Below are 12,931 nucleotides of genomic sequence, written 5' to 3' on the forward strand. Positions count from 1 at the left end.
GAACGCCGCCCCGGAGGTTGTCCACAGGGCGGCTCTTGTCCGCACGCGGAGCACCAGGCTTCGGTAGTGTCCAGTGCCATGCGCCTGCTGCACACCTCCGACTGGCACCTGGGCCGCTCCTTCCACCGCGAGAACCTCGTCGACGCCCAGGCCACCTTCCTCGACCACCTCGTGGAGGCGATCCGCGAACACCGGGTCGACGTGGTGGTCGTGGCCGGTGACCTCTACGACCGCGCCCTGCCGTCGGTGGACGCGGTACGGCTCTTCGACCGTGCCCTGGGGCGGATCCGCGAGACCGGGGCCCGGGCCGTCCTCATCAGCGGCAACCACGACTCCATGGCGCGGATGTCCTTCGCCTCCGGCCTCATCGACGCCTCCGGCGTCCACCTGCGCAGCTCCCTGGACGGCGTCGGCACCCCCGTGGTCATCGAGGACGAGCACGGACCCGTGGCCTTCTACGGCATCCCCTACCTGGAACCGGAGATCGCGCGCCACCACTGGGACCTGCCCGAGCGGGGGCACGCGGCGGCCCTCGGGCACGCCATGGACCTGGTCCGCGCCGACCTCGCCGAGCGGCCCGGCACCCGGTCGGTGGTCCTCTCGCACGCGTTCGTGACCGGCGGTGAGCCCTCCGACAGCGAACGCGACATCTCCGTGGGCGGCGCCTCGCACGTGCCGGTCCCGGTCTACGACGGGGTGGACTACGTGGCCCTGGGTCACCTGCACGGGCGGCAGACCATCACCCCGTCCGTGCGCTACTCGGGCAGCCCGCTGGCCTACTCCTTCTCCGAGGAGCACCACGTCAAGGGCTACTGGCTGGTGGACCTGGACGCCGACGGCCTCGCGGGCGCCGAGTTCGCCGCGGCGCCCGTCCCCCGCCCGCTGGCCCGGATCCGCGGCCGGATCGAGGACCTGCTCACCCGCCCCGAGTGGGAGTCCCGCACCGGCCACTGGCTCCAGATCACCCTGACCGACCCGCGCCGACCCGCCCACCCCATGGACCGGCTGCGCGAACGCTTCCCCCACGTCCTGGTCCTGGACTTCGCCCCCGAGGGCGGCGCCCCCGACACCCGTCCGGTCGCCGCCTCCGTCGCCGACCGCAGCGAGCGCCAGGTGGTCGGCGACTTCGTGGAGTGGGCCCGCGGCACCCCCGCCACCCCCGAGGAGGAGGCCCTCGTGAACACCGCCGTCGAGCAGGTCCGGCTCCAGGAGGGGACGCGCTGATGCGGCTGCACACCCTCACCGTCCAGGCGTTCGGCCCCTTCGCGGGCACCGAGAAGGTGGACTTCGACCGCCTCAGCGCGGGCGGGCTCTTCCTCATCCACGGCCCCACCGGCGCGGGCAAGACCACCGTGCTGGACGCGGTGTGCTTCGCCCTGTACGGCAGCGTGCCGGGCGCCCGCGGCAAGGACCGCTCCCCCAAGAGCGACCACGCGCCGCTGGACGCCGAACCCAGGGTGGTCCTGGAGTTCACGATCCAGGGACGCCGTATCTGGATCGAGCGCAAGCCGCGCTGGGACCGCCCCAAGAAGCGGGGCACCGGCACGGTGTCGCAGAACACCAAGGTCGTCGTCAAGGAGTTCACCGGCGGCAGGTGGGAGGGCGTCACCACCCGCCCCGACGAGGCGGGTCAGTTCGTCAACGACCTCCTGGGCCTGACCCTCGCGCAGTTCTGCCAGACCGTCATGCTCCCCCAGGGTGACTTCGCGCGGTTCCTGCGCGCCAAGTCCGAGGAGCGCCGCGAGTCCCTGGAGCGCATCTTCAACACCCGGCTGTTCCGGGACGTGGAGACGTGGCTGGGCGCGCACGCCAGACGGCTCGAACACGAGGTCCGGACGGCCAACGGGCAGGTGCGCGCGGTCGCGGACCGGATCGCCGAGGTCGGCCGCTCCCGGGCCCCCGAACCGCCCGAGGAGCTGTCGGCCTGGGCCGCGGAGCTGGCCGCGGTCACCGCCGCGACCGCGCACGACGCCGGGCAGGTGGCCGGGGAGTTCACCGGGGCCCGCGAGGACGCCCAGCGGGCCCTGTCCGAGGGTCGTGAGCTGCGCGTCCGCCAGGAACGGCTGGCCGACGCCCGTAGGCGCCGCGCCCAGCTGGCCGAGCACACCGCGTGGCGGGCCGCGATCGACGCCCAGCTCGACGACGCCGAGCGCGCCGAGTCGGTGCTGCCCTTCCTGCGCGCCCGCGACAACCGCCGCACCGAGCTGGACAAGGCCGAGCTGGCCGTCGCCGACCACCTGGCCCTGGTGGGCGGACTGCCCGGCTTCTCCGCGCGGTCCGACGCGGCTGTGCCGCGTGAGGAGCTGGGCGCCGCCGAGCGGGAGCGCCGGGACGAGCTGGCCCGCCTGGACGCACTGCGCGCGGACGCCGAGCGCAGCCGGTCACTGGGCCGCTCCGTCACCGCGTTCACCGGGCGCCTGGACGAGATCACCGCACAGCTGGAGCGCCAGCGCGCGCTGGCCGCCTCCCTGCCGCCCCGGGTCGAGGCGCTGACCGCCGAGCTGCGACGCCTCCACGAGCAGGCCGGGCAGGAGGGGGCCGCCGAGACCGCCCTGGCCGCCGCCCGCAGGCGCCTCGACGCCGCCGCGGAGTACGAGCGGCTGGGCCGGGAGCTCACGGAGGCGCAGGAGCACTACCGCGGGGCCGTGGACGAGGCCCAGGCCGCCCGCGACCGCGCCCTCGACCTGCGCGAGCGCCGGATCACCCACATGGCCGCCGAACTGGCGTCCGGGCTGGCCGACGGAGAGCCGTGCGCGGTGTGCGGGTCGCTGGAGCACCCCTCCCCCGCCCGGCCCTCCGGGGAGGGCCTGGTCTCGGCCGAGGAGGAGCGCCGGGCCCAGGCGTCCGCCGACACCGCCGCCTCCCGCCGCACGGAGGCCGAGAGCGCCGTGGTGGCCCTGCGGGAGCGGCGCACCGCCGCGCGGGAGCGCGCCGAGGACGGCACCGCCGACACCGTCCGCGAGGAGGTGGAGGCGCACGGCGCGGCGCTGGCGGAGGCCCGGGCCGCCGCCGGTGAGGCCCGGCGGGTGGAGGAGGAGCTGGAGCGCGTCACCGGCGACCTGGAGCTCGCCCGTACCCGCGAGGGCGAGCTGACCCGGCAGGAGGCCCAGGTCGGGGCCGACCTGGACAACGCCGCCCGCGAGCACGAGAGACTGACCGCGCTGCTGGACCGGGCGCGCGGGGACGACGCCGGGCTGGACGAGCGGATCGCCAGGCTGGGCGGCGAAGCCGATCTGCTGCGCGCCGCGGCCGAGGCGGCCGTCAACCGCGATCGTGCGGCCGAAGAACTGCGCACCGCCGTCGCCGAGGCCGAGCGGCAGCGGGCCGACGCCCGGTTCGCCGACGAGGCCGGGGTGTGGGAAGCCGCTCTGGACGAGGAGCGGCGCCGGGCGCTGCGCGAGCGCGCCCGCTCCTTCGACGGCGCCCTGGCCGCCGTCGAGGCGTCGCTGGCCGACCCGGAGCTGGCCGCGGCCGCAGAACTGCCCGTCCCGGACGCGGAGGAGCTGGCCGCCGCCGCGCGGACCGCGTCGGAGGCCGCCGACCGCGCGGTGGCCTGGCGGAGCATGTTGGAGGAGCGGGCGCGTCGGCTCGCCTCCCTGCGCGAAGAGCTCGGCCTGCGGTTGCGGGACTGCGAACCGGCGCTGCGCCGCTACGCGGTGGCCGAGGGGCTGCGCGGCCTGACCGCCGGGACCTCCTCCGACAACGCCGACAACGTGCGCCTGTCGGCGTACGTGCTGGCGGCCCGCCTGGAACAGGTGGTGGCCGCCGCCAACGACCGGCTGGTGACGATGTCGGACGGTCGGTACGAGCTGCGCTACACGGTGGACAAGGCCGCAGGGGACGGGCGCGCGCGTTCGGCCGGGGGCCTGGGCATGCGGGTGGTCGACGCCTGGACGGGAGTGGAGCGCGACCCGGCCACACTCTCGGGCGGGGAGACGTTCTTCAGCTCGCTGGCGCTGGCCCTGGGGCTGGGCGACGTGGCCAGCGCCGAGGCGGGCGGCGCCGACATCGACACGCTGTTCGTGGACGAGGGGTTCGGCACGCTGGACGAGGACACCCTGGAGGAGGTGCTGGACGTCCTGGACCGGCTGCGGGACGGCGGCCGGGCGGTGGGCGTGGTGAGCCACGTCGCCGACCTGCGGCAGAGGGTGTCCACCCGCCTGAGGGTGGTCAAGACGGCGGCGGGCTCGCGGGTGGAGCACACCGGCTGACCGCGCACGTCCACCCCGGATCCGGGCACTTCCGCTTCGGTGCGACAATGGCGAGCGTGAATTCGCTGGTCAACATCGCCGTGTTCGGAGTCGTGGGCGCCATCCTGATGGCGGCCCTGCTCGGTCTGCTCCTCGTCATCTCCGGGAGCTCGCGCGGGGCTTCGCCCCGGTCGCGGGCGGCGTTCGGGATCGCCTCCGTGGTGGTGCTGATCGCGCTGCCGACGCTGGCCGCGGCCAACACGCTGTCCGCCGGGGCCGGTTTCTGGGCGGCGTTCGCCGCGGCCGCCTGCGTCGCGGCCGTCCTGTGCGCGGTCAACGTGGTGATGCTGCCGGTGGTGGCCCGCCGCCAGTCGTCGGGGGGCGGCCAGGGCGCGCTGTCCTCGCTCCGGCCCTCCCTCCCGCTGCTGGCCGCGGCCCTGCTGATCTGCCTGGTCCTGGGGCTGGTGGGGGCCTCCGTGGCCGCCCTGGTCGTCTGACCCCGTACCTTCCGTCCGCGCCCCGTGCCCTCCGGTACGGGGCGCCCCGCTTCGCGGGTCCGCCCCTCAGGCCGGTCCCTCCTGCGCCCGGACCAGGGGGATCGCCTCGGCCAGGGCGTCGCGGTAGGGCGCCTGGGTGACCACGTAGCTGAACCCGTACCTCTCGCGGCGCTCCAGGATCGTGTCCGCGATCTCCTGCGGGGTGCCGATCAGCACGTAGGGGTTCTCCCGCAGCGGCTCCCCCTCGGGGACCACCCCGGGGCCCACCTGCTCCAGGATCCGGGCGGTGGCCGCCTCCACGTCGTCGGTGACCGCCACCATCTGGACGAGCACGCTCGACTCGTACCCGCGTCCGGCGGCCCGCTCCCGGACCAGTTCCACCCGCCGCAGGGTCTCGGCCGAGTCCGCCACGGAGAACTCCCCCAGTCTGCGGCGCCGCCGCTGCGTGAGCCCGCTGAAGCCCACGATGTCGGCCCGCTCGGCGGCCATGGCCAGGGTCGCGGGCCCGTGCCCGCCGATCAGCAGCGGCGGCCGGGGGCGCTGGACGGGCTGGGGTTCCTGGCCGCCCTCGGCCAGCCTCCGGTCGAGCTCGTCCAGGGCCGCGGCCAGGTTCGCGGTCCGCTCGGCGTGGGGCCGCCAGGGGATTCCCGCGTCGTCGAACTCCGACTTCATGTGGCCCGAGCCCAGTCCCAGTTCGAAGCGCCCGCCCGAGACCTGGTCGAGGGTGGCGGCCTCGCGCGCCAGGAGCGCCGGGTTCCAGAACTCGTTGTTGAGCACGTAGGTGCCCAGCCGCAGGCGGCTGGTGACCGCGGCCGCGGCGGCCAGCCGGACGAAGGGCGAGGCCATGCCCAGGTGGTCGGGGGCGAGCAGGACGTCGAAGCCCTGTGCCTCGACGGCGCGGCAGACGTCGGCCCAGTCCCCGGGCTCGTCCGCGAGCATGTTGGTTCCGAAGCGAAATCTCCTCATGAGACCGAGCCAACACCACCGTGCGCCCCGGCGCCAGGGCCCTTCGCCCACCGGAACGGGCCCGGGACGACGGCGGGGGCGCACCGGCCGGTGCGCCCCCGCGTGTCGGGTCAGCCGCCCTTGCTGGCGGCGGGATCGGGGTCGTCGTCCCCGGCCTCCGCCACCGGCGCGCTGCGCGTCCTCGGCTCCTCACCGGTGCGCGGCGGCGCCTCCGGGGACGCGGTGGCCGCGGCCGGGCCCCCGCCCCGCGAGCGGCGTTCGAGTTCGGCCAGGTAGGCGTTGTAGGCGTCCATGTCGGCGTCGTCGGAGCCGCCCCGGCGGCTGTGGCGCTCCCGGCGGCGCTCCTGCTTCTCGTCGTCGCGCGACCACTGCCGCACCAGCGCGATCATGACCAGCGCGGTGGGGATCTCGCCCAGCGCCCAGGCGACGCCGCCGCCCGCGTACTGGTCCGCGGCCTGGTCCTCCAGCCACGGGATGTCGAACTGGCCGTAGTAGTCCATCGCCAGCGGTTCGGACTGCATCATGATCGTGATGCCGAAGAAGGCGTGGAACCCCATCACCACCAGCAGCAGCAGGATGCGCAGCAGGAAGGGCACCTTCCTCGGCGCCGGATCCACGCCCACGATGATCCAGTAGAAGAGGAAGCCCACCAGCAGGAAGTGCACGCCCATGAGCAGGTGGCCCAGGTGGTCGTTCATCAGCGTGCCGAACAGCGGCGTGAAGTACAGCACGTAGGGGCTGAACACGAACAGCGGGGCCGCGATCGCCGGGTGCGTGACCGTCTTGGAGAAGCGGCTGTTGAGGAACAGGTTGAGCCACTCGCGCGGCCCCCGGTCCCCGCGCCGCGCGGCGGGCCTGAGCGCCCGCAGGGCCAGGGTGATCGGCGCGCCCAGCACCAGCAGGATGGGGGTGAGCATCGACAGCACCATGTGCTGGATCATGTGCGTAGAGAACAGCACCATGGAGTAGGTCGCGAACCCGGTGAGCTGCGTGACCACGATCGTCACCAGCCCCGCCGCGAAGGCCACCGTCCGCCCCACGGGCCAGGAGTCGCCCCGGCGCACCAGCCGGACCACGGCTCCCGCGTACAGACCGCCCGCGACGAGCACGATCATGATGAAGAACAGGTCGGGGCGCCACAGGGTGAGCAGGGTCTGGGCGCTCATGGGCGGCGGAACGGGGAAGCCGAGGATGGCGGCGGCCGGGTCCACGGTGCCCTCCAGCGGCGGGGGCGGCGCGGTGCGCCCCAGGCCGACGGACACGCCGATGACGGTGGCCATGACGAGCACCTCGGCCAGCGCCGCGCGCAGGAACAGCGGACGCCGGAACGCCTCCCCCGCCGGCCCCCGCGGGGCGTCCTCCAGGCGTTTGAAGACGAACTCGCGGTGCATGTAGCCGAACGCGCCCAGGACCCCGAACAGGATGATCTTGACCAGGATGATCAGGCCGTACTCGGTGGCGATCAGGTCCTCGATCGAGTACAGGCGGGCCAGCGCGCTGGCCGCGCCGCTGACGGCCACGCCGACGTAGGCCCACAGGGCCAGGCGGCTGAAGCGGTTGGCGGCCACCGACGGGTCCTGGGCGTCGCGCCGCAGCGCGTGGTAGGTCAGCGCGGCCACGCCGCCCACCCACACGCTGATGGAGATCACGTGCAGGGCCAGCCCGGTCACGGCCAGCTCGTGCGAGCCGGAGGAGGCCGAGTGGCCGGTCAGCGCGGGTGGCGTGGTGGCGGCCAGGGCGAGGACGAGCAGCCACAGGCCGCCGGTGGCGGTGGTGGCCGTGCGGCCGAACAGGGCGATGCCGGTCGTGAGCAGGACGACGAACATCAGCGCGATGCCACCCGAGACCGACCCGGCGTAGGCCGTGACCTCGTCGACGCTGATCTGGCCGACCTTGCGGGCCAGGAACTCCGCGGCCTGGAAGTACAGGGTGAACACGGCGGCGAGGGCCCAGACCAGACCCGCCCAGCTGGCCGCGCGCACGTAGGAGGTCGCCTGCGGGGAGAGCCTGCCCTTGTGGGAGGGCAGCAGGACGGCGGCGAGCAGCAGCAGGCCGATCGCCACGACCGCGGAGGCGTCCATGGTGACCTTGGCCAGCGGAAGGCCCCAGCGGACCGCCTCTCCGGCGTCGGGCAGCCCGGGGATGACCTCGGGGAAGGCGGCTCCGCCGAGGACCAGGGTCAGGCTCAGGCCGGCCAGGCACAGGGCGGCGGCCGCGGCGGCGAAGAGCGGCGCCCGCCCCGTGCCCGGGGCGTCGTCATGGTGTTCCTTGAGGGGGGACTTCTGGTTCTGTGCGGGAGGAGCCACGCGCCACTCCGTCGTCGGTCTCGTTACAACTGGCTGGTCAGCGCCCTTGGCCGTGTGACCGCCTCGCCGCTGTCCGGATCTTTCCGGCAGGGGCCGCGCACGGAGGAACACCTCGACCAAGGTTAGTCCGTCTACTACACAGTGTCGGACTTGGGCGTCCCCGTACACCCCCGCTGGCGGATCCGGGACGCCCGCGAAGCGCGTGGGAGAGCCGCCGGGGCGGTCAGGGGGTCGCCGGAAGTGATCCGCGCTGTCCCTAACCCCCTCGCCCTCCGACGGGGCGGCGGCGCAGGGGCCGGGATGTCGGATTCCCCCCGTGCGGCGGGGCTCTTCGCGATACGCTCGGATCCGGTCGAGACGACGGTTTCCCCGCCTTCGGCGTCCGGCCTCCCCTCCCGTGCCACGGTTCCCCGTGGTGCCTCTCAGCACATCCTCCAGCGAGCGCAGCGAAGGGGACGGCGGATGGCCGTGTACGACAGTGTGGTCAGGTCCACGCGCGTGGTCGCCCCCGAGGGGGTCCGGCCCGCCTCCGTCGGGGTGCGCGACGGTCGGATCGAGGCCGTGGGCGCCCACGGCGCGCACATGCCCGCCCACGAGACGACCGACCTCGGCGACGTGGCGCTGCTGCCCGGCGCGGTGGACGTCGGCACCGGCGTGCACGTGCCCGGTCAGGGCCTGGCCGAGTCCTACCGCCGGACGGGGACGGCCGCCCTGCGCGGCGGGGTGACCTGCGTGGTGGCCTCCCCCGCCCCGGCGCGGCCCGCCCTCACCTGCCCGGACGCCCTCGGGGCGCACCAGCGCGCGGCGTCCCTGTCCCCCGTTCCGGTGCTGTTCCTGGGCGGGGTGTCCCCGGGCACCGGCCCGCTGGACCTGGCCGACCTCCAGTCCGCGGGGGCGGTGGCCTTCCACTGCTCGCTGTCGGACGGGGGCGCCCCGGACGTCGCGGCGCTGAACGACGCCCAGCTGCGCAAGGCGATGGCCGAACTCGCGGCGCTGGACAGCGTGCTGCTGGTGCACGCCGAGGACGCGGCCGAGCTGGGGACCCCGCCGCTGACCGCGGAGCACCGGCCGCCCCGGGCGGAGCGGCGCGGGCTGGAGCGGGTGATCGCGGCGGCCCGCGCGGTGGGGACGCGCACGCACGTGGGGTCGTTCACGGCGGCCGAGTGCGCGGCGCTGCTGGCGGCGGCGGGGGCTGTGGGGGTGGCGCTGACGGCGCACACCTGCCCGCACTACCTGTGCCTGCCCTCGGAGTCGCTGGCGCCGGAGTCACCCGCGCACGCCTGTCGGCCGCCGCTGCGCTCGGACGCCAACCGCAAGGCGCTGTGGAGCGCGCTGCTGGCGCGGGACTCGGCGATCACCACCGTGGGGTCGGGGCACCTGCCCGCACACGGCCTGTACACGCTGGAGTGGAGCCTGTCGGCGCTGTGGACGGCGGCGCACCGGCGCGGCCGGGGGCTGGCCGACCTCGCGCGGTGGACAGCGCGGGCCCCGGCGGAACTGCTGGGGCTGGTGGGCAAGGGGCGGATCGCGTCGGGGTTCGACGCCGACCTGGTCGCCTTCGACCCCGGCGCGCGAGTGGCGGTCCCCCCGGCGGACCCGAGCCCCTACGCGGGCCGGGAGCTGACCGGCCGGGTGGAGCGGGTGTGGATCTCGGGCCGCCCGGCGGACGGCGTCCGTTGGGGCGGCGCCCGGACTGACGGCAACCCGTGGGACAGCGCCCGGTGAAGCGGCGCCCGGAGCGGCAGTGCCCGGCGGGGCGGCGCCCGGTGGAACAGCGCCCGAACCGGCAGCGCCCGAACTGACCCTGCCCGGAGCGGCGGCTTTCGGGGCGGTGGACTCTCGGGGGATTGAGCCCGCGCACCACGGGCAGGTACCCGTGTCCCAGGCCACACATCGGTCTTACACCCTGTCAACAAGATCGTCGACAGCGATGCATGTTGGCGATGGCGCCAGGGCACCCCCGCAGTTCACAGTGGGGGTATCAACGGCGATATCCGTAGGAGGAACCGTGCGCATCGGCGTGCCCCGCGAGATCAAGAACCACGAGTACCGGGTGGCCATCACCCCCGCCGGGGTCCACGAACTGGTCCGCCGCGGCCACGAGGTGGTCGTCGAGCGCGACGCGGGCCTCGGTTCCTCCATCTCCAACACCGAGTACGAGGCGGCGGGCGCGCGCATCCTGGACTCCCCCGACGAGGTGTGGGCCGCGGGTGAGCTGGTCCTGAAGGTCAAGGAGCCGGTCCCGGCCGAGTACCACCGCATGCGGGAGGGGCAGACCCTCTTCACCTACCTGCACCTGGCCGCCTCGCGCGAGTGCACCGACGCCCTGCTGGAGCGGCGGGTGACCGGCATCGCCTACGAGACCGTGCAGCTGCCGGACGGTTCCCTGCCGCTGCTGGCCCCGATGTCGGAGGTCGCGGGCCGCCTGGCCCCGCAGATGGGGGCGGTGACCCTCCAGCGGCCCAACGGCGGGCGCGGCGTGCTGATGGGCGGGGTGCCGGGCGTGCGCCCGGCGCGCGTGACCGTGATCGGCGCGGGCGTCTCCGGCCTGAACGCGACGCAGATCGCGGTGGGCATGGGCGCCGAGGTGACCGTGCTGGACCTGAACGTGAACAAGCTGCGGCACATGGACTCCCTCTACCAGGGCCGGGTCAAGACGGTGGTGTCCAACGCCTTCGAACTGGAGCTGTCGGTGCTGGAGTCGGACATGGTGATCGGCGCGGTGCTGGTGCCGGGGGCCAAGGCGCCCAAGCTGGTGTCCAACGAGCTGGTGTCGCGGATGCGTCCGGGCGCGGTGCTGGTGGACATCGCGATCGACCAGGGCGGATGCTTCGAGGACTCGCGCCCCACCACGCACGCCGACCCCACCTTCCACGTGCACGACACGGTGTTCTACTGCGTGGCGAACATGCCGGGCGCGGTGCCCAACACCTCCACGCACGCCCTGACCAAGGACACCCTGCGGTACACGGTGGCGCTGGCGGAGAAGGGCTGGCGGCGCGCCATGAACGAGGACGAGGCGCTGGCCGGGGGCCTGAACACCTTCGACGGCGACGTGGTCTCCGCCCCGGTCGCCGAGGCTCACGGGGTCAAGCACCGTCCGCTGGACGAGGTGTTGAATCACGAATAGTCGGCGGCGGAGCCGTCGCACGACACGCCAATCCCCAGCCGCGTCCCGTGCGGAGTCGTTCGACCCGGTCGTGCCTGGAGTGCTCATGCGGTCTCGGCCTGAAGGGCGGGGCCGAGGAGGAGTCCACCGTCGATGACGTACTCCGACCCCGTGATGAACGACGCCTCTGATGAGGTGAGGAACAGGAGAAGACGACTGACGTCGGTCGGCTCCCCGAGCCGGGGGATGGCGAACGGCTCGGGTGAGTAGAAGTCCGCGATCGCCGCGACTGCGCCAGCTGCTGGTTCGTGGATGAAGGGGGTCGAGATCACGCCGGGGAGGATGGTGTTCACCCGGATGTGGTCACGGCCGAGCTCGAGTGCCGCCGTTTGGGTGAGGCCTCGCACGGCCCACTTGCCGGCGACGTACGGCGCGTAGTGGGCCGTGCCGCCCAGGCCCATGGTCGAGGCGATGTTGACGATGGCTCCCCCTGCTGCGCGGCGCAGAGCGGGGGCTGCGACCTTGATGCCGAGGAAGGTCCCGGTGAGGTTGGTGTCGAGGATGCGCGACCACGTGGCCTGCTCCGTGTTCTCGATCGTTGCAGGCGGGTTCTGCACGCCCGCGTTGTTGACGAGCACGTTCAGGGCGCCGAAGGCGCTCTCGGCGGTCAGCACAGCGGCGGACCACGAGCTCTCGTCGGTAACGTCAAGGCGGGCGAAGCGAGCGCGGGTCCCGAGCTCGTCGGCGAGAGCGGTCCCGCGTTCCGCGTCGATGCCGCCGATCACCACGTTCGCTCCCTCCGCGTGGAAGGCGCGCACGTGGCTCGAGCCCTGGCCGCCGGTCCCACCGGTCACGAGCACGGTCTGGTTGTCGAAGCGGGGCATCAGATGTTCCTTCGGTACGTGGGTGCATGGCCGGGGTCATCAGTGGTGAACGGCGGCCGGTGGTGAGCCGGGCGACTCACCATCCCCTCGACACTAGGGCGGCGGCAGTGGCGAGTCAAGCCACTCACCTCGTATGCTTGGCCCATGAACAGGATCGTGACGACGTATCACCAGCGCGTCGCCCAGGAGAAGCGCGCGCTGATCGTGACGGCCGCGACCGCGCTGTTTCTCGAGTTGGGCTATGACCGAACGTCACTGGCGCGGATCGCGGAGTGCGCGGGCGTTTCGCGGGCCACCTTGTTCAAGCAGTTTCCGAGCAAAGCCGCCCTGTTCGACGCCATCGTGACCGAGTCCTGGTCGACCGCCGACGAGGAGGATCCTCCGCCAGCGGGCAACCTCGTCGACGGGCTCAGCATCATCGGTCGCCGTTACGCCGAGCTGTTGGGCCGTGCCCAGATGACCGACCTGTTCAGGATCGTCATCGCCGAGCTGCCGCGGTTCCCTGAGCTGGCCCACGCGCAGTTCTCGCACGGGAAGATGCCCTACTTCGAGTCCGTACGCAGCTACCTCTTGGCTGAGCACGAGGCGGGAACGGTGCGGGTCGAGGACGTGGACCTCGCAACCACCCAGTTCCTGGGCATGATCTCCAACTACGTCTTCTGGCCGACACTCCTGGTGCCGGGCTGGGAGGTGAGCGCCGAACGCGTCGCTCAGGTAGTCGACGAGGCCGTCCGCACCATCGCCGCCCGGTACGCCGCGACTGGACCAGGGGCGTCCACCAACGACTGAGTCCCGCCACCACCAAAGAGCTGATGCCCAAGCAATCGAGGCCGTCGGCACCAAGGGCGTTCGCGGGGCGTCCCGGGGCGGACACCGAAGGAGCCGGGGCGGACACCGAAGGAGGGAGTGTCGATGTGTTGACCCACCTCGATCAGCCAGGCATCAGCACGGCCCGACAAGAGGTCTCAGCAGCGGGCCC

At 73.6% G+C, this 12,931-nt stretch carries 9 protein-coding genes; 6 read left to right on the plus strand and 3 right to left on the minus strand.

All coding sequences use genetic code 11. From position 1 onward, the window contains the following. Positions 1-66 precede the first annotated feature (66 nt). The 3 genes from ACSIH6_RS03325 to ACSIH6_RS03335 are packed head-to-tail and all read left to right on the plus strand — an operon-like array spanning position 67 to position 4,687. Positions 67-1,224 carry an exonuclease SbcCD subunit D gene (locus ACSIH6_RS03325; protein WP_435106425.1) on the plus strand — a complete coding sequence of 386 codons (1,158 nt, stop codon included), beginning with the start codon at positions 67-69 and terminating at the stop codon, positions 1,222-1,224. Continuing rightward, entirely contained in the window at positions 1,224-4,211 is a 2,988-nt protein-coding gene (locus ACSIH6_RS03330) for an AAA family ATPase (protein WP_435106427.1), read from the plus strand. The genes ACSIH6_RS03325 and ACSIH6_RS03330 overlap by 1 nt, the downstream gene beginning before the upstream one ends. A 47-nt stretch (positions 4,212-4,258) precedes the next feature. After that, positions 4,259-4,687 (plus strand): hypothetical protein, encoded by a 429-nt coding sequence (locus tag ACSIH6_RS03335; protein WP_435106429.1) that lies wholly within the window; start codon positions 4,259-4,261, stop codon positions 4,685-4,687. A 66-nt stretch (positions 4,688-4,753) separates the two neighbouring features. Here ACSIH6_RS03335 and ACSIH6_RS03340 read toward each other — a convergent pair whose 3' ends face one another. Beyond that, on the minus strand, positions 4,754-5,653 hold the full coding sequence (locus tag ACSIH6_RS03340; RefSeq protein WP_435106431.1) for a TIGR03621 family F420-dependent LLM class oxidoreductase: 900 nt from the start codon (positions 5,651-5,653) through the stop codon (positions 4,754-4,756). 110 nt (positions 5,654-5,763) lie between these two features. After that, positions 5,764-7,959, minus strand: coding sequence for a bifunctional copper resistance protein CopD/cytochrome c oxidase assembly protein (locus ACSIH6_RS03345; RefSeq protein WP_435106434.1), 2,196 nt, complete (start codon positions 7,957-7,959; stop codon positions 5,764-5,766). Between the two features lie 462 nt (positions 7,960-8,421). Here ACSIH6_RS03345 and ACSIH6_RS03350 point away from each other — a divergent pair, with 462 nt between their 5' ends. Together ACSIH6_RS03350 and ald are read left to right on the plus strand one after the other, a co-directional pair. Continuing rightward, the gene (locus ACSIH6_RS03350) at positions 8,422-9,684 is read left to right on the plus strand and encodes a dihydroorotase (protein WP_435106436.1); all 1,263 of its coding nucleotides are present in this window, start codon (positions 8,422-8,424) and stop codon (positions 9,682-9,684) included. A 283-nt stretch (positions 9,685-9,967) separates the two neighbouring features. Next, positions 9,968-11,089, plus strand: a complete 1,122-nt coding sequence (gene ald / locus ACSIH6_RS03355) for an alanine dehydrogenase (RefSeq protein WP_435106438.1) — start codon at positions 9,968-9,970, stop codon at positions 11,087-11,089. A gap of 83 nt (positions 11,090-11,172) precedes the next feature. Here ald and ACSIH6_RS03360 read toward each other — a convergent pair whose 3' ends face one another. Beyond that, entirely contained in the window at positions 11,173-11,952 is a 780-nt protein-coding gene (locus ACSIH6_RS03360; protein ID WP_435106441.1) for an SDR family oxidoreductase, read from the minus strand. Between the two features lie 144 nt (positions 11,953-12,096). Here ACSIH6_RS03360 and ACSIH6_RS03365 point away from each other — a divergent pair, with 144 nt between their 5' ends. Next, entirely contained in the window at positions 12,097-12,741 is a 645-nt protein-coding gene (locus ACSIH6_RS03365; protein WP_435106443.1) for a TetR/AcrR family transcriptional regulator, read from the plus strand. Positions 12,742-12,931: the final 190 nt, after the last annotated feature.

Source organism: Nocardiopsis synnemataformans (assembly GCF_965343085.1).
In the GTDB taxonomy this organism is placed as follows: domain Bacteria; phylum Actinomycetota; class Actinomycetes; order Streptosporangiales; family Streptosporangiaceae; genus Nocardiopsis; species Nocardiopsis alborubida.